The organism is Mycobacterium sp. IS-1264 (genome assembly GCF_001954195.1).
GTDB lineage: Bacteria > Actinomycetota > Actinomycetes > Mycobacteriales > Mycobacteriaceae > Mycobacterium.
The window spans coordinates 45,399-63,845 of sequence record NZ_MBES01000010.1; the positions used below are offsets into that span (position 1 = coordinate 45,399).

The window sequence follows — 18,447 nt, forward strand, 5'->3', positions numbered from 1 at the left end:
GATGGCCCGAGTCAATGTGCCGGATGGCCCCGGCGGCGAGGCCGCGATGATCTGGACGCTGCGACCGCAGCTCGGCGGCATGGTCGAGCGGATGATCCGCGGGGCATACCAGCAGAGCATCCTGCCGGCCGACGAGCGCGAGCTGGCCAGGATGCGGATCGCGCAGATCAACGATTGTGTGGCGTGCTCAGATTTTCGCGCGCAGTCCATATTGGATGCCGGCCCGGACGCCGGTGTCGCGCCGGAGCTCTACGACAATGTCGCCGCATACGCCAGCTATCCGGGCTATACGGCGCGCCAGCGTCTCGCCATCGAATTCGCCGAGCGCTTCGCCACCGCGCACGCGTCGATAGACGATGCCTTTTTTGAGCGCCTGCGGGCGTTGTTCTCCGACGAGGAGATTCTCGATCTCACGCTGTGCGTCGCGGTATTTCTCGGACTGGGACGTTCCTTGACGGTGCTCGGTGTCGATCAGTCCTGCGCAATCGACCTTTAAACCAGCACAGGACCGGCTCGAACCAGCATAGGACCAGCAGCGGACCAGCATCGGACCAGCATCGGGAAGGAACCAATGGACATCGCCACGGTCGACGAATTGCTGAGTACCACGCGCGCGGTGCGCAGGCGGCTCGACCTGAACCGGCCCGTCGGTCGCGGAGTGATCCTCGAGTGCATACGGCTGGCGATGCAGGCCCCCACGGCGAGTAACGCGCAGGACTGGCGATGGCTGGTGATCACCGATCCCGACAAGCGCGCCGCAATCGGCGAGATCTATCGCAGCGTCGGCGCCGATTATCTTGCGTACGCGGCCAAGGAGGCCTCGGATCCGCAGACCCAGCGCGTGTACGCCGGCGCGCTGGCCCTGACCGAAACGCTAGCCAGGGTGCCCGTCCACGTCATCCCCTGCCTGGACAACCGCATCGACAACTCGACCCTGCTGACTGCCGCGTCGGCGTGGGCATCGATCATCCCAGCGGGCTGGAGCTTCCTGCTCGCGCTGCGGTCCCGCGGGTTGGGCTCGGTGTGGACGACGATGCACCTGGCCAAGGAGCAAGAGGTGGCCGAGGTGCTCGGAATTCCGCCGACGGTGACGCAGGCGGCGCTGTTCCCGGTCGCCTACACGATCGGCACCGACTTCCGCCCGGCCTCGCGACCGCCCGCGGAAACGGTTACCTACTGGGACAGCTGGGGAGAAGGCTGATGCAGTCCTACACCGTGCGATTCCATGTCGATGCGCCGCCGCGGAAGGTCTGGCGGGTGTTGCATCCGCCCGTACCACCGGACGCGCCGCGTCCGCGGGTCCTCACGTGGCCCACCGGCAGCATGGAGATCCTGAACGAAGGCAACGAGGCGGGCGAGGGTCTGGTTCGCACCTGCCTCTTCCCGGTACCCAAGTACCTGTTGTCGGGCGGCAAAGGGCGGTCGTGGGAAAGCGTCACCGAGGCGGAGATCTACAAGCTGTCGCGCTACGTCGCGGTCGGCGCGCCGCTGTGGTCGCGCGCGGAGGGTTATCACCAACTCGAGGAACAGCCCGACGGCACCACGGTCCTGACCTTCCACGAGACCTATCACGCCTACAACCCGGTGCTGCGTTTCTTCCTCGAGCGTGCCGTGCACGCAAGGATTTCCCGAGACAATCTCGACACCTACGAGCACGCGCTCGGCTACGCCGGCAAGGTCCGCAGGCTGACCTAGCTACATGAAATAGGCTGCCGGCCCCGGTACGCTGCTGTTCTATGTGGTTTAACGCGCCAGCATCTGTTGCGGCACGGTTCGGCGCCGCGGCGCTGGTCATCGCGGGCTGGGCGGTGTCCGCGGGCGTTGCCTACGGCGATCCGGAGCCGGCGCCCGAGCCGTCACCGGCGGAGCCGCCGGCAGCGGCACCCGCGTCCGGGCCGAAGACGAGCATCGACCACGACGGCACGTTCGCGGTGGGGACCGACATCGCGCCGGGCACCTACAGCACGGCGGGACCGGTCGCCAACGGCACGTGCTACTGGAAGCGGATGGGCAATCCCGACGGCAACCTCATCGACAATTCGATGAGCAAGAAGCCGCAGGTGGTTCGCATCGAGCCGACCGACAAGGCGTTCAAGACGGACGGCTGCCAGCCCTGGCAGCAGACGGATGGTGCGCCGCCTCCCGACGCGTCCGGGCCGGCCGCGGGGGCCCAACTGCAAGGTATTCTCGGCATCCTCAACGGGATGCTCCCAAACGGCCAGCAAGCGCCTCATTCCTGATCGCTGACGCCGTGGCCAGTGCGCAGCGGATTGTCGTGATCGGTGCCGGCGTCAGCGGATTGACGTCGGCGATATGTCTCGCCGAAGCCGGTTGGCCGGTGCGGGTGTGGACGCAAGCAATGCCTCACCAAACGACCTCGATCATCGCCGGCGCCGTGTGGGCGCCGCCGCGACCGGCCGAACGGGCCAACGAAACGCTGGCCTGGACCCAGCATTCCCTCAGCGTCTTCCGGGAACTGGCCGCCACCCCCGGCACCGGCGTGCGCATGGCGCCGGCGATCGCCGTCGGCGAATTGACCGGGGCCGAGGCGATGTCGTCGGCGGCCGCGCTGATCCCCGACCTGCGTCCGGCCGATGCGGCCGATCTCCCCGAGGGCTTCGGCACCGGATTTCGCGCCACCTTGCCGATGATCGACATGCCGCAGTACCTCGACTACCTGACCGATCGACTCACCGCGGCCGGCGGTGAAATCGAAACCCGTACGGTGCGAACACTGGCCGAGGTCGCCGACGCCGCGCCGATAGTGGTCAACTGTGCGGGCCTCGGGGCCGGGGCGCTGGCGGGCGACGACACGATGCGCCCGCTGTTCGGCCAGCATGTCGTGCTCACCAATCCCGGTTTGCAGCAACTGTTTCTGGAAATCAACGCCGGCCCGGAATGGACCTGCTATTTCCCCCACCCGCGGCGTGTGGTGTGCGGCGGCATCAGCATTCCCGGGCGGTGGGACACCACTGCCGACCCCGAGGTGAGCGAACGAATCTTGCGGCGCTGCCGCAAGATCGAGCCGCGGCTTGGCGAGGCCGAAGTGATCGAGACCATCACCGGGCTGCGTCCCGATCGTCCATCGGTGCGAGTCGAGGCCGAACCGCTCGGCTCGGCGCAATGCGTCCACAACTACGGGCACGGCGGCAATGGCGTGACCTTGTCGTGGGGATGTGCGCGCGACGTCGTGCGTCTGGTCACCGAGCGGGAGACGTTGTGAGCATCGATTACGCCCTGCACGCACACATCGCCACCATCACGATCAACCGCCCCGAGACCCGCAACTCGCTGGACATGGAACATTTCCGCGATTTGGCCCACGCCTGGGCCGCCTTTCGCGATGACGCCAGCGCCTGGGTCGCCGTGGTCACGGGCGTCGGGCGGGATTTCTGCACCGGTGCCGACTTGAAGAAATTCATCCCGGAACTCACCGGCGACCTGCCGCAGCCCGCGGGCTGGAACAAGGACGACGCGATCCACGCCGTCTTGCATCGCTTCCCCGTATACAAGCCGATCATCGCGGCGGTGAACGGTACCTGCGTGGCGGGCGGCTTCGAGATGTTGGGCTGCACCGACATCCGAGTGGCCGTGCCCGAGGCGCGATTCGCGGTGATGGAGCCCAAGCGCGGCCTGTTCGCCGGCGGCGGAAGCACGGTGCGCCTGCCGCGCCAGCTGCCCTACGCGCTGGCGATGGAACTGCTGCTGACCGCCGGCATGGTCGACGCGGAGCGAGCCCTGGCCATGGGGCTCCTCAATCGCGTGGTGCCGGCGGATCAGCTGATGGAGACGGCGTATGACTACGCCGAGCGCATCGCGGCCAACGCGCCGCTGGCGGTGTTTGCGACGAAGCAGTCGGCGGTCGAGGGCCTGGCGCTCGACCTCGAGTCGGCGTACGAGAACGAGACCCGGCACAGCGACCGCGTTTTCGCGACGGAAGACGCAAAGGAAGGACCGCGTGCCTTCGCCGAGAAGCGGCCGCCGCGGTGGCGGGCCCGCTGACGATTACCGGTTCGTGACCCGGCGGACGTCGCGGCTCAGCAGCGACAGCAGCCAGCTCACAATCGACAACGCGATCGCCGCCCAGATCGCGGTCCACCAGAAGTGATCGATCTGCAATCCCCAGTGGGTGGTGTGTTCGGTGATCCGGGCGGTGATCCACAGCATCAACGCATTGACGACGATGTGGAAAAGGCCAAGCGTCACGATGTAGAGCGGGATCGAGAGGATCTGGACGATCGGCTTGATGATCGCGTTGACCAGACCGAAGATGACGGCGACGACGAAGATGATGCCGATCTTCTCCAGTGTCGTATGGCCGCCCACGAAGGTCAGCCCGTGGACGAGCTGGGTGACCACCCACAACGCAAACCCCGTCAGCGCGGCGCGAATGAGGAAGGGGCCCATGACCGTCAGTTCAGCCCGTAGAAGCGTTGCGCGTTCAGGCCGCCGATCTTTTCGCGGGCCTCCTCGCTGATGTCGGGGCGGGTCCGCAAATGCTTGGTGCTCTCCGGCCATTCGCCGTCCCAATGCGGGTAATCGCTGGCGAACATGATGAAGTCGGAGCCGAGCACGTCGATCACGCCGGGCAGGATCGGCTCCTCCGGTTCGCAGGTCACGAAGATGTTGCCCGCCTGTAGATACTCGTGCGGGTCGCGGCGCCAGCCGCGTTCGACCCAGTCGCCCCGCTTCTCGTAATGCTCGTGCAGCCGGTCCATGAAGAACGGCACCCAGCCCGCCCCCGCCTCGAGGAAGGCGACCCGCAACTGCGGATGCCGCTCGAAGACGCCGCCGGAGACCATCGCCGTCATCGCGGTCATCTGGTCGAAGGGAAAGCTGATGCAGTGCACCTGAATGTAATTCGTGAAGCGGTCAACGCCGATCTTCGGCAGGTGGATGCCGGGGGCGCCGTGAATGCCCAGCGGCATTCCGAGCTCCACGGCGGCCGCGTAGAACGGGTCGAGGTCCGGATGGTCGAGGTTGCGGGTCTTGAGCGCGGGCGGGACCAGGGTCGCCACCAGTCCGAGCTCCTTGGCCTCGGTCATGACGTCGATGGCCGCTTGGCCGTGCTCGATCGGGGTGACGGCGACACCGCGCAACCGGCCGCCCGACGAGGCGCAGAAATCGGCGATCCACTGGTTGTAGAGCCGTGAGAATCCGGCGGCGAACTCGGGATCCTCGAGGCTGGGCGCGCACAGCCCAAGGCTGGGATAGAGCACCATCGTGTCGATGTGATCGCGGTCGGCGTCGCCCAGCACGCCCTCCGGTGAGCGGCAATTGAGGTCGGCCGCCTTGCTGATCCCGTGCTCGGGCGGGCACCCCGCGCCGGGACCGCGGTCCTCCGGATAGTTGCGGCCCTCGAACGTCAGGCTGGGCCGCCCGTCGGTGCTGGGTTTGATGTATTCCGGCCAGCGTTTGATCGCCTCGATCGCCAGCGAGGGGTTCTCGGCAACGTGTCCATCGGCGTCGATGATTCGCATGTTCGGTCAACTTACTCTCGCGCAGCGCCGCCTGGTACTGCACGATGCTCAAGTGACCAGACAGAGTCGTCAAAATAATCCCCGCCAGAAGATGACCGCCGACCAGCGAAATTCATTCGTCGCCGCGTTGTTGGGCTGGACGATGGACGCCTTCGACTACTTCATCGTGGTGTTCGTCTATGCCGACATCGCAAAGACTTTCCACCAGAGCAAGACCGAGGTCGCGTTCATCACCACGGCGACACTGGTGATGCGCCCGGTCGGCGCGCTGCTGTTCGGGTTGTGGGCCGACCGTGTCGGCCGGCGGCTCCCGCTGATGGTCGACGTGATGTTCTACTCCGTGGTGGGTTTCCTGTGCGCGTTCGCACCCAACTTCACCGTGCTGGTGATCCTGCGCGTGCTCTACGGCATCGGCATGGGCGGCGAATGGGGGCTGGGCGCCGCGCTGGCAATGGAGAAGGTGCCCGTCGAGCGACGCGGATTTTTCTCCGGGCTATTACAGGAGGGCTACGCCTTCGGCTACCTGCTGGCCAGCGTGGCGTCGCTGGTGGTGATGAATTGGCTTGGGCTGTCGTGGCGCTGGTTGTTCGCCCTGAGCATCATCCCGGCTCTGATCAGCCTGATCATCCGCTATCGCGTCGAGGAATCCGAGGTTTGGGAGGCCGCGCAGGATCGAATGCGGCTCACCAGCACCAGGATTCGCGACGTCCTGCGCGAGGGCGCGATCATCCGCCGGTTCGTCTACCTGGTCCTGCTGATGACCGCCTTCAACTGGATGAGCCACGGAACCCAGGACGTCTACCCCACCTTCCTGGGCGCGATGGCCAACCAAGGCGCGGGTCTGTCCAGCGTGACCGTCAAGTGGATCGCCGTGGTCTACAACATCGGCGCCATCATCGGCGGGCTGTTCTTCGGCACGCTGTCACAACGGATCAGCCGGCGCTACACCGTGGTCTTCTGCGCGCTGCTGGGCCTGCCGATCGTGCCGTTGTTCGCCTATTCGCGCACCGCGGCGATGCTTTGCCTCGGCTCGTTCCTGATGCAGCTCTTCGTACAGGGGGCGTGGGGGGTGATCCCCGCCCACCTGACTGAGTTGTCGCCGGACGCAATCCGCGGCCTGTACCCCGGCGTGACCTACCAGCTCGGAAACCTGTTGGCGGCGTTCAACTTACCCATCCAGGAACGCCTGGCCGAGTCGCACGGCTATCCGTTCGCGCTGGCGGCGACGATCGTGCCGGTGCTGATCGCCGTGGCTTTCCTAACGTTTATCGGCAAGGACGCCACCGGGATTCGCTTCGGCACCGCCGAGAGCGCTTTCCTGCCAACGGAAGTGAAGTGAGCTAGCCGCTGAGCAGGCGCCGCAATAGGTGCATTGCCACCGTCGTCGATCGCTCCCGGATGTCGGAGCGGTTCCCGGGCAGGCGCAGCGTCCGGGTATCGGTGCGGCCGTCCCCCAGCATCACCGTGAAACAGACTGTGCCGACGGGCTTTTCCGGCGTTCCTCCGCCCGGCCCTGCGATGCCGGTCGTCGCGACGGCGGTGTCGGCGCCGAAGCGCCGCAACGCGCCCTCCGCCATCGCCTCGGCCACCGGCTCGGACACCGCACCGTGCTCCTGGATCAGCGCCGGGTCGACGCCGAGTAGCTCTGCCTTGGCCTCGTTGGAGTAGGCCACCACGCCGCCGGCCACATAGTCGGACGACCCGGCCCGGTCGGTCAGCCGCGCCGCCACCATCCCCGCGGTGCAGGATTCCGCCGTCGCGATCCGGCGACCGGTCAGCAACCGGGCCACCAGATCGTCCACCTGTGCGCCATCCTCGGAAAAGAGCTGCTGCCCGTGCCTGTCCCGCAGCAGCTTCGTCAGCTGCGCGTAGGCGTCCGCGGCGTCGGGTTCATAGCGGGTGACCATTTCGATCTCGCCCCGCCGCAGGCAGGTGGTGATCTCCAGCGCGTCAAAACCGGATATGGACGCCTCGGCGCCCCGCAGGGTTTCGGCCAGCCCGGACTCGGGCAGACCGAACATCCGAATCGTCTCCTGCCGGTAGATCGTTCGGCCCGCGATCGCCTGCTGCGCCGCGGGCGTCTCGATGGCCGTGCGCCACATCGGCTGAAGCTCCCGCGGCGGTCCCGGCAGCACGATCACCGCCGGCTTACCGGGGACCACCACACCCGGCGCGGTGCCCACCGGGTCGAGCACCTGCGAACCCGCGGGAACCATGGCCTGCTTGCGGTTGGCGGCCCTGATGGACTCGAAGGTGCCAGGGTCGAACGCGGTGTTGCGCTCCATCAGCCGCTTGAGGATGTCGGCGATCTTGCCCTCGACAACTTCGTCGAGCACCAACTCCCGTTCGCAGAATCGCGCCACCACCTCGACCGTCATGTCGTCGGCGGTCGGTCCCAGGCCGCCGCTGGTAATGATCAGATCCACGCCTTGGCCCGCCATGAAGCGCAGCTGCGCCTCGATATCGGCGGGACGGTCACCGCAGATCGTGATGTGTGCCAGTTCTACACCCAGTTCCAGGAGCCGGTCGGCGATCCACGGCCCGTTTCGGTCCTGGATCCGGCCGGTGAGGACCTCGGTCCCGGTGACCACGATGCCCGCGCGTGCGCTCACCGGCATGAGCCTACTGGCGCGCCCGCGGGACGCCTGCGAGAGGATGAACCGATGATCGAGTTAGAGGTAGTGCAGGCGGACGTCACCAAGCTCGAACTCGACGCGATCACCAATGCCGCCAACACCCAGCTGCGGCACGGCGGCGGCGTGGCCGCGGCGATCGCCCGCGCCGGTGGGCCCGACGTGCAACGTGAATCGACCGAGAAGGCGCCGATCGGCCTCGGGGATGCCGTCGAGACCACCGCCGGCGACATGCCGGCTCGCTACGTCATTCACGCGGCGACGATGGAGCTGGGCGGCCCGACCTCGGCCGAGATCATCGCGCGGGCCACCAGTTCGACGCTGCGAAGGGCCGACGAGCTGGGTTGCCGCTCGCTGGCGCTGGTCGCGTTCGGCACGGGTGTGGGTGGCTTTCCGCTCGACGAGGCCGCACGCCTGATGGTCGACGCCGTGCGGCAGCACCGGCCGAGTTCGCTCGAACGGATAGTGTTCGCGGTCCACGGTGACGCGGCGGAGCGAGCGTTCCGGGACGCCGTAGAGCGCTAGCCGTGGGAGAGATGGCGCTCGACGGAAGCGACCTTCTCCGTCATCGCGTCGGTGGCGCCCTTGCGCCAGTCCACCTTGATCACCGTGCTGACCCGCGGCGCGCGGGCGGCGGCGGCCTCCACCGCGCGCTGCACGACCAGCATCACTTCTTCCCAGGTCTCGCCTTCGACGACGGTGAACATCGAGTCCGTCTTGTTGGGCAGGCCGGATTCGCGAACCACCCGAACGGCTTCGGCAACCATCTCGCCGACGCCCTCGCCCACCCCGAGCGGGGTGACCGAAAATGCGACGAGCACGGACACCCGACGAGCGTACCTGGCAGCATCGAGGCCCATGCGGGTTCTTGTACAAAGGGTCTCGACGGCAGCGGTGTCGGTGGATGGCCGTGTGGTGGGCGCCATACGGCCGGATAACCAGGGACTGCTCGCATTCGTCGGCGTCACCCACAGCGATGACGCGGACAAGGCGCGGCGGCTCGCCGAAAAGCTATGGAATCTGCGCATTCTCACCGACGAACGGTCGGCCGCCGATGTCAACGCGCCTGTCTTGGTGGTCAGCCAGTTCACCCTCTACGCCGACACCGCAAAGGGACGCCGGCCGTCGTGGAACGCGGCCGCCCCGGGGCCGGTCGCCGAACCGGTCGTGTCGGCGTTCGCCGAGGCGCTGCGAGAACTGGGAGCGCACGTGGAAACGGGCGTGTTCGGTGCGACGATGCAGGTCGAATTGGTGAACGAGGGCCCCGTGACCGTCCTTCTCGAGCTCTGAGGCCGCCGGTAGTTTGATTACCGTGAGCAGCACACCGGAATTCGGGTCACTTCGTTCCGAGCACGACGACTGGGACATCGTCAGCGGCGTGGGCTATACCGCGCTGCTGGTGGCGGGCTGGCGCGCCGTGCACGCCGCGAGCCCGCAGCCGCTGGTCCGCGACGACTACGCGAAGCTCTTCATCGCCGCCGCGCAGGACCCCTATCTCGCGGGTGTGCTGGCCAACCCGGGCGCCACCGAGGACGAGACCGCCTTTCCCCGCCTTTACGGTGTGCAGACGCGCTTCTTCGACGACTTTTTCAGCTCGGCCGGCGAAGCCGGCATCCGGCAGGCGGTGATCGTCGCCGCCGGATTGGACTCCCGGGCGTATCGCCTCGAATGGCCGGAAGGCACAACGGTTTTCGAAGTCGATCTACCGAAAGTCCTGGAGTTCAAGGCGCGCGTGCTGGGCGAGCACGGCGCGACCCCGAAGGCCCACAGGATCGCGGTCGCCGCCGACCTGCGGACGGATTGGCCGGCGCCGTTGAGGGCGGCGGGGTTCGACCCGCAAGGCCCCAGCGCCTGGTCGGTAGAGGGAGTGTTGCCCTACTTGACCGACGATGCGCAAACCGCGTTGTTCGCCCGAATCACCGAGCTGTGTGCGCCGGGTAGTCGAGTTGCGTTGGGCGCGTTGGGATCGCGCCTGGACCGCGCACAGCTCGAGGCCCTGGAGTCGACGCACCCGGGCGTGAACATGTCGGGTGACGTGGACTTTTCCGCGCTCACCTACGAAACGAAGTCGGAGCCCGCGGAGTGGCTGGCCGGCCATGGGTGGGCTGTCGAGCCCGTCCGCAACACCCTCGAGTTGCAGGCCGGTTACGGCATGACGCCACCGGACGTGGACGTCAAGATCGACAGCTTCATGCGCTCGCAGTACGTCACAGCGACCCGGCGAGCTAAGGGGTGAGCAGAATTTTCACGTCCTCACCGGACCGCGACTCCGCCGTCGCGTAGCCCCTGGCCGCTTCCGCCAAAGGCAGCGTCGTGGTGAAGATGCCGTCGACATCGAGCCGGCCCGACTGAAGCAGCGGAATCAATTCCGGCCAGGTTCGCTGCACCGGCGCCGTGGTCATCCGCAGCGTGATGCTGCGGATCAGGCAGCCCAGGGCGTTGAGCGGAAACGGGTTCATGTCGTGCACGCCGACAACGGAGACGGTGCCGCCGGCCCGCACCGCGTTGAGCGCATCGGTCAGCGACGCGTCGGTGGCGACCGCGTCGATCACCGCGTCGGCGCCGCGGCCTCCCGTGGCGGCCAGGATGGCCTCGACCGCCGGAGCCTTGATCGGCGTTGCCCCCCACCGGGCGGCCCGATCGAGGCGCCCGTCGACCCGATCGACGGCGAAAACCGTTGCCGCGCCCTGGAAAAGCGCGCTGCGCAGTGAGCACAGGCCGACCGCGCCCAGGCCGATGACCGCGACGGTGCCGCCGTAGGGAATGTCGGCGCGCTGCGCCGCCGCCCAGCCGGTGGCGAGGTTGTCGGTGAGCAGCAGCGCCTGTTCGGTGCTGATCGCCTCGGGAATCTTGAGCAGCTGAAAGTCGGCGGCCGGCACGGCGAGAAGATCCGCCTGTGCTCCGGCGAGCACGCCGCCGCCGAAGATCTGAAATCCGGAGTAGCACAGGACCGGATCGCGGGTGGCGCAGCCGGGGCACGCACCGCAGCCGGTCACCGATGACACCATGACCTGATCGCCAACCTTGACGGTGCGCACGTCGGGTCCGACTTCGACGACGGTGCCCACCGCCTCGTGGCCCAGCGTCATCGGCTCGGTGAGTGGGAAATCGGCCTCGTAGAAGTGCAGATCCGATCCGCAGATGCCCGCGGCGGTGACCTCGACGATCGCCCCGTCGGGCCCGGGAAGCGCCGGATCGGGACGGGTATCGACCCTGACGCTGCGGGGCCCATCGACGACTACTGTGCGCATGGTTGAAGCTTCACTTTCGTTCTCGCACAACGAATTGTGACCAGTCGGGCTCGCGGACGGCGGCCCAGTACTCGTTGAGGCGCCACGGGCTGACGGTGTGGATCTCCCCGTCGGCGTTCTTGAAGTACGAGTGCTTGACCGCCGGATGTGACCACACCATCTTCTTGATCTGGGTCTGCGTGCGCCGATGCCAATCGCTGGCCGCCTCCGCACGCGGTTCCACGGAATGCACGTTCGGCTCCGCCAGCCGCGTGAGGCACTGGTCGATGTAGCGCATCTGCAGTTCGGACTGGAAGATCAGGCTGCCCCCGTGCGCGAGGTGCGTGCCGGGTCCGTAGATGATGAAGAAGTTGGGAAACTGCGGAACGGTGACGCCCAGGTGCGCGTACGGCCGGCTCCCCCACATGTCGTGCAGATCGATCCCGTCGCGGCCGGTGACCTTCAACGGCCACAGCACGTCGGTGTGCCGGAATCCGGTGGCGTACACGATGATGTCAGCCTCGTGGGTGACCCCGTCGTCGGTAACGATGCCGCGTGGCACGATCTTGCGGATCGGCGTCCGCACCAGCTCGACGTTGTCCCGTTGCAGTGTCTGCAGCCAGCTGCCGTTGTCCTGCAACGTGCGCTTGCCGGTGGCGGGATAGTCGGGCATGACCTTGGCCAGCAGCTCTTGGGAGTCTGGGCCGTCGCCGACCTGGCTGGTGATCCATTGCGTGAACATCATCCGCGCGGCGGCGTTGATGTCGCTGACGGCATACTCCTGATCGGCATAATTCGGGTCGCCCTGCGCGGCGTCGAGACCCTTGTCGGAGCCGGGCCACAGCACCAGGAACCGGTACCACCTGCCGTAGAACGGCAGGTGGCGCATCGCCCAGCGCACGCCGTCACCGACTTCGTCGTGGTACATCGCATTCGGGAACATCCACTGCGCGGTGCGCTGAAAGACGGTGAGCCGCTCGACTTCTCCGGCGATCGCCGGTGCGATCTGGAAGCCGCTGGCGCCGGCGCCGACGAGCGCGACGCGCTTGCCGGTCAGGTCCACCGAGTGATCCCAGGCCGCGGAGTGAAACGACGGCCCCTCGAAGGTGTCGGCACCGTCGAATTCGGGGATGTGGGGGCGATTCAGCTGACCGACCGCGGTGATGAGCGCCCGCGCCTGCACGGTGGTCGTCTGCCCGTCGGCCGAGCGCAGCGTGACGGCCCACATGCCGGCGTCATCCTGCCATTCGGCCGCGAGAACCTCGGTGTTCCAACGGACGTGCTCGGTCAGCTCGTGCTTGTTCATCACCCGGGTGAAATAGTCCTGCAGCTCGTACTGCTCGGCGAAGAAGTGTGTCCAGTCGTTGTTGGGTTCGAAGCTGTAGCAATAGAAATGGTTCGCCACGTCGACGCGGGCCCCGGGATAGGTGTTCTCCCACCATGTTCCGCCGGGACCGGCGTTCTTCTCCACGATGGTGAAGGGGATGCCGGCCTGTCGCAGACGCACCCCGGCCAGGATGCCGGACTCGCCGCAGCCGACGACGAGCACCGGAAGCGCGGCCGCGCGCTCGGGCGGCAGGGGCGCCGGGCGGCGGGGGTCGGCCCCGTCGAGGTCGAGCTCCTCGGAGACGAGGGCAAGGTAGTCGTCGGGTACGTGCTCGCAGGCCGCCCAGTCCATCATTTCTCGGATGAGCTCGGGGCTCAGCGGCTCCGGTTCGGGGCAGCCGCGGTCGCGATACTCGGTGATCACCGGCAGCGCCGCCGCGCGGGCCCGTGCCTTGTCCTCCTCCGACATGAATCCCTGGACTTCGTTGAGAAAGATGCCCATCTGTTTGAACTCACGGATGAATCGCGGGTCGCCGGTAATATGCACGAGCGAAAGCAGCAGCGTCGGAATGCTGACATCCTCTAGCGCGGCCGCGATTTCCGGCGTCGACGTCGTGAAGGGATGGCCGGCATAACGGCTGCGCATCAAGCCGATCCTTTCGGCGGTCGTGACATAACGCTACAGGAATTACGCTACGAGGAGTTTCGTAATTGGCAGCACTACGCTACCCGTTGCCGACGGAGCGGATCAAGGGTCGTCGTCTTCCTCGCAGGCTTCCTCGTAGGCTTCCTCGCACACCGCCTCCTCGGGGTGATGGAAGGTGTTGGTGCGCGGTTGGCCACGGTCGAGGTGCGGCGGCGGAATCCAGTCGGTGTCGCCGTTGGCGCGTTTTCGGGTCGTCCAGCCGCCGGGTCGCAATAGTCGATGGTGGGGGCCACAGACAAACGTGAGGTTGTCCATGTCCGTCGCCTGGCACGCGGCGTACTCGTCAACGTGGTGGACTTCGCAAAGATAGCCGGGTACATCGCAGCCGGGTGCCGAACACCCACGGTCCTTGGCGTAGAGCACTATTCGCTGTCCCGGCGAGGCAAGCCGCTTCGTGTGATACAACGCCAGAGCTTGGCCCTTGTCGAAGATGGCCAGGTAGTGGTGCGCGTGGCGGGCCAGGCGGATCACGTCGTTCATCGGTAGCAGGGCGCCTCCCCCGGTGACCGCCCTGCCAGTACCCGCTTCGAGTTCCTTGAGCGTCGTGGTCACGATGATGGTCGCCGGTAATCCATTGTGCTGCCCCAGTTTCCCGCTTGCGAGCACAGCGCGTAACGCGGCCTGCAATCCGTCGTGGTTGCGTTGGCCAGCCGAACGGGCGTCACGCTGGACTGCCTCCTCGTCCGGCACGCCATCGACTACCGGGATGGCGTCCGCGGGATTGCACATTCCCGGTGCCGCCAGTTTTGCCAGCACTGCCTCGACGGTGGCACGCACTTCCGGCGTTAGCCAGCCGCTGAGCCGCGACATCCCGTCGATGTCCTGCTTGCCCAGGATCAGCCCACGGCGGCGGGCGCGGTCAATATCGGTGAAATTCCCGTCCGGGTTGAGGCAGTAGGCGAGCCGATCCGCCAGCTTGCGCAGTTGCTCGGGGCGAAACCGGATGGCGTGCTGCGCGAGATGTTGCTCGGCTCGTTCTTGGGTCTGTACATCCACCCAATGCGGCAACTGATTGAAGAAGTCGCGAATCGCCGCAACGTGAGCAGTCCCAATAGCTCCGTCGCGCTGGGCCGCGGCCGTCGCGGTCAGCCGCGGCTCCAGCGATTCACCGGTCAACGCGCGGCGCGGCCCCAAGTCGGAGGCGTCGGCTATCCGCCGGTTCGCATCGCTGCGCGTGATGTGCAGCCGGTCGGCGAGTGCATGGGGCAGCTTGCCGCCCAGCTCTTCAGGCGTCGCCTGCCCGGCGAGCTGATTGATCAATTGGTGGCCCGGCGCCCGGAGCCGCCGCGCCTCATGCTCGAGTTGGTCGAGCAATGCCGGCCGCTCGGGCGTGGTCAGCGCGTCGTAAGAGTGCTCGAGGATCCGCGACACCGCGGCGCGCAGCCCGACATAGTCGGCTTCGATCTCCGCACGATCACTCGAAAGCATGTTCGGATACTACGACGGGCCACCGACAAGAATCTTCACCGAGAAACCACTCTCTAAACCACTGAAACGCAAGTGGCGCAAGTGGTTTCGCCGATGGGTTTGAAGGACCGCTACTCGGCCTTGTGTGAAACGTCGGCGATCAAGCCGCCGTCCATGACGAACTCGGCCGCGGTCGCATACGACGATTCGTCGCTGGCGAGGAAGAGCACGAACATCGACACCTCCTGCGCCTCCCCGGGCCGTCCCAAAGGAATGTTGAGCAGATCCTGCGGAAGCTTGGCGGTCATCGGGGTGCGGATGAAACCGGGGTGAATGGAGTTGACGCGAATGTGGTGCGGTGCCAATTCCAATGCGGCGGACTTGGTTAGGCCGCGGACCGCCCACTTGGAGGTCACGTAGCCGTGCACCCACGCCGCGCCGCGCAGGCCCTCGATGGACGAGACGTTGACGATCGAGCCCCCGCCGGCCGCGGTCATCGGATCGATCACCGCTTGGATGCCCAACAGCGTGCCGGTGACGTTGACGTCGAGGATCTGCTGCCACTTGGTCAGGTCGAAGGTCTTGAGCGGGCCGTAGTTCATGATTCCGGCGTTGTTGACCAAGACGTTGAGCTTGCCGAACTCCGCCACCGCCGCGGCCGCGGCCGCCGTCCATTGCTCGGGATCCGTCACATCGAGATGGACGTAGCGCGCCGCGGCGCCGAGCTCGTCGGCCAGCGCTTTGCCCTCGTCGTCGAGGATGTCGCCGATCACCACCTTGGCGCCCTCGGCCACGAGCAGCCGGGCGTGCGAGGCGCCCATCCCCCTCGCCGCGCCGCTGATCAGTGCAACCTTGTCATCCACTCGTCCCATGACGGGTCAGGCTAACAATTGAGGCGGAGCGCCTGGGCGAAGCGGAGGTGGATGACCGGTGGCCCCATTACTTGTGGCGTGCGGCGGGTTCCTTTTCGCCGTCTTATGGATGGATCTGATTTTCGATGCCCAGGTTCTCCGGCACCGCGGCGGTGACGAACTGCCCGAGGCGGTGCTCGCGTCCGTCGCCGCGTATTACCACCGGGCGACGACCACGTCGCGACCGATGAACCGGCTGATCGCCCTTGTGATGCTTACCCTGTTGGGCGCGTTGGGGTTTCAGGCCACGCGTGGGCACGACCCCGCCTGGCTGCTGGTGACGTCGGCGTTGCTCGCGGGCATCCCGATCATGCTGGCACTGACCCAGACCGTTCCCGACGCCGTTCGGCTCGGGCGCCGCACCGACAGCCCGCCCGAGCAGACCCGCCTGGCGCGCTCCATCTGCCGCGATCATCTGGTCTGCGTCTGCTGCATCCTCGGGTTCCTGATCTTGTGGGTGGCCCACTCCGTGGTGCTCTGACATCGGCGACGCGTCGTAGTTCCGGGACGCTGGTGAGGGGCGGCTGGCCTCGTCAAGGGGGTGCGTACTAAACTAGAACACGTTTCAATTCGGCGAGCGTCCCAGGAGTTGGTATGCACACCCCTATCTGCGATGAACTCGGTATCGAGTTCCCGATCTTCGCCTTCACCCACTGCCGCGATGTCGTGGTGGCTGTCAGCAAGGCCGGGGGGTTCGGCGTGCTCGGCGCCGTGGGCTTCACGCCCGAGCAGCTCGAGATCGAGCTCAACTGGATCGACGAGAACATCGGCGACCACCCCTACGGTGTCGACATCGTGATCCCGAATAAGTACGAGGGCATGGACTCGCACCTGTCCGCCGAGGAGCTGGCCGACACCCTGCGCAAGATGGTGCCCCAGGAGCACCTCGACTTCGCCAAGAAGATCCTTGCCGATCACGGCGTGCCCGTGGAGAACGCCGACGAGGACACCCTGCAGTTGCTGGGCTGGACCGAGGCGACGGCCACCCCACAGGTCGAATTGGCGCTGAAGCACCCCAAAGTGAAGATGATCGCCAACGCGCTCGGCACCCCGCCGGCCGACATGATCAAGCACATCCACGACGCCGGACTCAAGGTCGCCGCGCTGTGCGGTTCACCGTCGCAGGCGCGCAAGCACGCCGACGCGGGCGTCGACATCATCATCGCGCAGGGCGGCGAGGCCGGCGGTCACTGCGGCGAGGTGGGCTCAATTGTGTTGTGGCCGCAGGTCATCAAGGAGGTCGCCCCGGTGCCGGTGCTGGCGGCGGGCGGCATCGGCAGCGGCCAGCAGATCGCGGCGGCACTGGCGCTGGGCGCCCAGGGCGCGTGGACCGGATCGCAATGGCTGATGGTCGAGGAAGCCTCGAACACCCCGGTTCAGCAGGCGGCATACGCGAAGGCCAGCAGCCGGGACACCGTCCGCAGCCGTTCGTTCACCGGTAAGCCCGCCCGGATGCTGCGCAACGACTGGACCGAGGCATGGGAGCAGGCCGACAACCCGAAGCCGCTGGGAATGCCGTTGCAGTACATGGTTTCCGGCATGGCGGTGCGGGCCACGAACAAGTACCCGAACGAGACCGTCGACGTCGCATTCAACCCCGTCGGCCAGGTCGTCGGTCAGTTCAGCAAGGTGGAAAAGACCTCGACGGTCATCGAACGCTGGGTGCAGGAGTACCTGGAGGCGACGAACAGGCTGGACGAGCTCAACGAGGCCGCCACCGTCTAGCGGCCACCGTCTGACGGCGGCTACTCGTCGTCGACGTCGACCGCATCCTTACCGGTGAACACTTCCTTCGCCCGGTCCACCGCGTGCGTGGCGATGTCGATCGAATTGTGAACGATGCCGCTCGCACCCCCGGCGATGTCGCCGCGGAGGATGTCACTGGCGTGTTCGACGATGTCCGAAGTCTTTTCGACGGCATTGGTCGCGATGTCCCTGGCGGCGTCGACCACGTCTTTGGCGTTGATGGCCATCGGAGTCTCCCTTGGTTGCAGGACTTGGTTGCAGGATGCGTTGCAGAACCTTGGTAAGGACTCTAGACGCTCAGTAGTTGACCAGTCTGCGCCAGTAGTCCTCCGGAATCTCGGCGCCGGACCGCAATATTCGCGCCAGGCCGATGGCCATCGCCACGCCGAGCAGCCCCAGCCATAGCCCTGCGACGCCGATGATCCCCCACAGGACGGCGGTAACCGCGGGCCACGGCGACAGCACGGCGAGCAGTGGGGCGAAGAAGAAGCCGGCCCCGATGTACCACGCCGAGCCGGTGCGATCGGATGCCAGGACAAAGCGCAGCCACCGCGGGATCGGGGCGGCCGGCCGGACGTCATTCATCGGTCGACCCGCTACGAAGAGGGCGGGAAGAACCCTGCCCCGGTGAACCATCCCTCTTGCCAGCCCTGATCTCCCAGGCACAGCATCGGAAGCCCGCGATCCGACTGCGCCGCCGCTTGCGGGCCCGGGCACTTCGCGCCGGCCTGCTGCACCCCATACAGGGGGTAGGAGATGACCCAGTAGCCGGTGGTGGCCGCGGGGAACTGGTTCGGGGGCGGGAAATGACACGCCTCGGCCTGGCCGCTTGGTCCTCGGCCGAAGATGAAGCGCTCGTAGTTATCGCAGGGCGCGCCCAGCGAAGCCTGATAGTTCATGTTCGGCACGTCGCCGTCGTAACCGGCGGCCGCGGACGGCGCCATGCCGATCGTGATGCCCGCTATCGAAGCGGCGCTTAGCAGTGCCCGAATCATGTTCCACCCCACT

The 18,447-nt window shown here is 66.7% G+C and carries 23 protein-coding genes; 12 read left to right on the plus strand and 11 right to left on the minus strand.

The annotated features are described in order from the left end of the window. Position 1 precedes the first annotated feature (1 nt). From A5744_RS02145 to A5744_RS02170, 6 genes are all read left to right on the plus strand, one after another. A complete protein-coding gene (locus tag A5744_RS02145; RefSeq protein WP_076057957.1) occupies positions 2-496 on the plus strand; it encodes a carboxymuconolactone decarboxylase family protein in 495 nt (164 codons plus the stop codon). Between the two features lie 75 nt (positions 497-571). Next, positions 572-1,201: a nitroreductase family protein gene (locus tag A5744_RS02150; RefSeq protein WP_076057958.1), complete on the plus strand. Its 630-nt coding sequence runs from the start codon at positions 572-574 to the stop codon at positions 1,199-1,201. Beyond that, the gene (locus A5744_RS02155) at positions 1,201-1,695 is read left to right on the plus strand and encodes an SRPBCC family protein (RefSeq protein WP_076057959.1); all 495 of its coding nucleotides are present in this window, start codon (positions 1,201-1,203) and stop codon (positions 1,693-1,695) included. The genes A5744_RS02150 and A5744_RS02155 overlap by 1 nt, the downstream gene beginning before the upstream one ends. A 41-nt stretch (positions 1,696-1,736) precedes the next feature. After that, positions 1,737-2,240: a hypothetical protein gene (locus tag A5744_RS02160; protein WP_076057960.1), complete on the plus strand. Its 504-nt coding sequence runs from the start codon at positions 1,737-1,739 to the stop codon at positions 2,238-2,240. Between the two features lie 11 nt (positions 2,241-2,251). Then, positions 2,252-3,223 carry an FAD-dependent oxidoreductase gene (locus tag A5744_RS02165; protein WP_076057961.1) on the plus strand — a complete coding sequence of 324 codons (972 nt, stop codon included), beginning with the start codon at positions 2,252-2,254 and terminating at the stop codon, positions 3,221-3,223. After that, positions 3,220-4,002 (plus strand): enoyl-CoA hydratase-related protein, encoded by a 783-nt coding sequence (locus tag A5744_RS02170; RefSeq protein ID WP_076057962.1) that lies wholly within the window; start codon positions 3,220-3,222, stop codon positions 4,000-4,002. Before A5744_RS02165 ends, A5744_RS02170 begins: the two co-directional genes overlap by 4 nt. Before the next feature lie 3 nt (positions 4,003-4,005). Here the strand turns inward: A5744_RS02170 and A5744_RS02175 are convergent, their stop codons facing one another. Together A5744_RS02175 and A5744_RS02180 are read right to left on the minus strand one after the other, a co-directional pair. Continuing rightward, positions 4,006-4,407 (minus strand): phage holin family protein, encoded by a 402-nt coding sequence (locus A5744_RS02175; protein WP_076057963.1) that lies wholly within the window; start codon positions 4,405-4,407, stop codon positions 4,006-4,008. A 5-nt stretch (positions 4,408-4,412) separates the two neighbouring features. Continuing rightward, entirely contained in the window at positions 4,413-5,480 is a 1,068-nt protein-coding gene (locus A5744_RS02180; RefSeq protein WP_076057964.1) for an amidohydrolase family protein, read from the minus strand. Between the two features lie 91 nt (positions 5,481-5,571). Between A5744_RS02180 and A5744_RS02185 the strand changes: the two genes are divergently transcribed. Beyond that, positions 5,572-6,819 carry an MFS transporter gene (locus A5744_RS02185; protein ID WP_076057965.1) on the plus strand — a complete coding sequence of 416 codons (1,248 nt, stop codon included), beginning with the start codon at positions 5,572-5,574 and terminating at the stop codon, positions 6,817-6,819. 1 nt (position 6,820) lies between these two features. Here A5744_RS02185 and A5744_RS02190 read toward each other — a convergent pair whose 3' ends face one another. Then, on the minus strand, positions 6,821-8,098 hold the full coding sequence (locus tag A5744_RS02190) for a competence/damage-inducible protein A (RefSeq protein WP_076057966.1): 1,278 nt from the start codon (positions 8,096-8,098) through the stop codon (positions 6,821-6,823). Positions 8,099-8,143: 45 nt separating this feature from the next. Here A5744_RS02190 and A5744_RS02195 point away from each other — a divergent pair, with 45 nt between their 5' ends. Then, a complete protein-coding gene (locus A5744_RS02195) occupies positions 8,144-8,638 on the plus strand; it encodes a macro domain-containing protein (RefSeq protein ID WP_076057967.1) in 495 nt (164 codons plus the stop codon). Here the strand turns inward: A5744_RS02195 and A5744_RS02200 are convergent. Beyond that, on the minus strand, positions 8,635-8,940 hold the full coding sequence (locus tag A5744_RS02200) for an MTH1187 family thiamine-binding protein (RefSeq protein WP_076057968.1): 306 nt from the start codon (positions 8,938-8,940) through the stop codon (positions 8,635-8,637). The genes A5744_RS02195 and A5744_RS02200 overlap by 4 nt on opposite strands. A gap of 31 nt (positions 8,941-8,971) precedes the next feature. Here A5744_RS02200 and dtd point away from each other — a divergent pair, with 31 nt between their 5' ends. Both dtd and A5744_RS02210 read left to right on the plus strand, forming a co-directional pair. After that, positions 8,972-9,403 (plus strand): D-aminoacyl-tRNA deacylase, encoded by a 432-nt coding sequence (dtd, locus tag A5744_RS02205; RefSeq protein WP_076057969.1) that lies wholly within the window; start codon positions 8,972-8,974, stop codon positions 9,401-9,403. Positions 9,404-9,425: 22 nt separating this feature from the next. Next, positions 9,426-10,349, plus strand: a complete 924-nt coding sequence (locus A5744_RS02210; RefSeq protein ID WP_076057970.1) for a class I SAM-dependent methyltransferase — start codon at positions 9,426-9,428, stop codon at positions 10,347-10,349. Here the strand turns inward: A5744_RS02210 and A5744_RS02215 are convergent. The 4 genes from A5744_RS02215 to A5744_RS02230 all read right to left on the minus strand — a co-directional run bounded on the left by A5744_RS02215 (position 10,339) and on the right by A5744_RS02230 (position 15,654). Further along, positions 10,339-11,364, minus strand: a complete 1,026-nt coding sequence (locus tag A5744_RS02215; RefSeq protein WP_076057971.1) for an alcohol dehydrogenase family protein — start codon at positions 11,362-11,364, stop codon at positions 10,339-10,341. The genes A5744_RS02210 and A5744_RS02215 overlap by 11 nt on opposite strands. A gap of 10 nt (positions 11,365-11,374) precedes the next feature. Beyond that, a complete protein-coding gene (locus A5744_RS02220; RefSeq protein ID WP_076057972.1) occupies positions 11,375-13,315 on the minus strand; it encodes an NAD(P)/FAD-dependent oxidoreductase in 1,941 nt (646 codons plus the stop codon). A gap of 102 nt (positions 13,316-13,417) precedes the next feature. Then, positions 13,418-14,803, minus strand: coding sequence for an HNH endonuclease signature motif containing protein (locus A5744_RS02225; protein WP_076057973.1), 1,386 nt, complete (start codon positions 14,801-14,803; stop codon positions 13,418-13,420). A 110-nt stretch (positions 14,804-14,913) separates the two neighbouring features. Further along, positions 14,914-15,654 (minus strand): glucose 1-dehydrogenase, encoded by a 741-nt coding sequence (locus A5744_RS02230; protein WP_076057974.1) that lies wholly within the window; start codon positions 15,652-15,654, stop codon positions 14,914-14,916. A gap of 58 nt (positions 15,655-15,712) precedes the next feature. Here A5744_RS02230 and A5744_RS02235 point away from each other — a divergent pair, with 58 nt between their 5' ends. Together A5744_RS02235 and A5744_RS02240 are read left to right on the plus strand one after the other, a co-directional pair. Beyond that, positions 15,713-16,174 (plus strand): hypothetical protein, encoded by a 462-nt coding sequence (locus tag A5744_RS02235; protein WP_076057975.1) that lies wholly within the window; start codon positions 15,713-15,715, stop codon positions 16,172-16,174. A gap of 113 nt (positions 16,175-16,287) precedes the next feature. Beyond that, positions 16,288-17,418, plus strand: a complete 1,131-nt coding sequence (locus A5744_RS02240; protein ID WP_076057976.1) for a nitronate monooxygenase family protein — start codon at positions 16,288-16,290, stop codon at positions 17,416-17,418. A gap of 20 nt (positions 17,419-17,438) precedes the next feature. Here A5744_RS02240 and A5744_RS02245 read toward each other — a convergent pair whose 3' ends face one another. The 3 genes from A5744_RS02245 to A5744_RS02255 all read right to left on the minus strand — a co-directional run bounded on the left by A5744_RS02245 (position 17,439) and on the right by A5744_RS02255 (position 18,434). Then, on the minus strand, positions 17,439-17,666 hold the full coding sequence (locus A5744_RS02245) for a hypothetical protein (RefSeq protein WP_076057977.1): 228 nt from the start codon (positions 17,664-17,666) through the stop codon (positions 17,439-17,441). 70 nt (positions 17,667-17,736) lie between these two features. Further along, the gene (locus A5744_RS02250) at positions 17,737-18,024 is read right to left on the minus strand and encodes a hypothetical protein (protein ID WP_076057978.1); all 288 of its coding nucleotides are present in this window, start codon (positions 18,022-18,024) and stop codon (positions 17,737-17,739) included. Positions 18,025-18,035: 11 nt separating this feature from the next. Continuing rightward, positions 18,036-18,434: a hypothetical protein gene (locus tag A5744_RS02255; protein ID WP_076057979.1), complete on the minus strand. Its 399-nt coding sequence runs from the start codon at positions 18,432-18,434 to the stop codon at positions 18,036-18,038. Positions 18,435-18,447 lie beyond the last annotated feature (13 nt).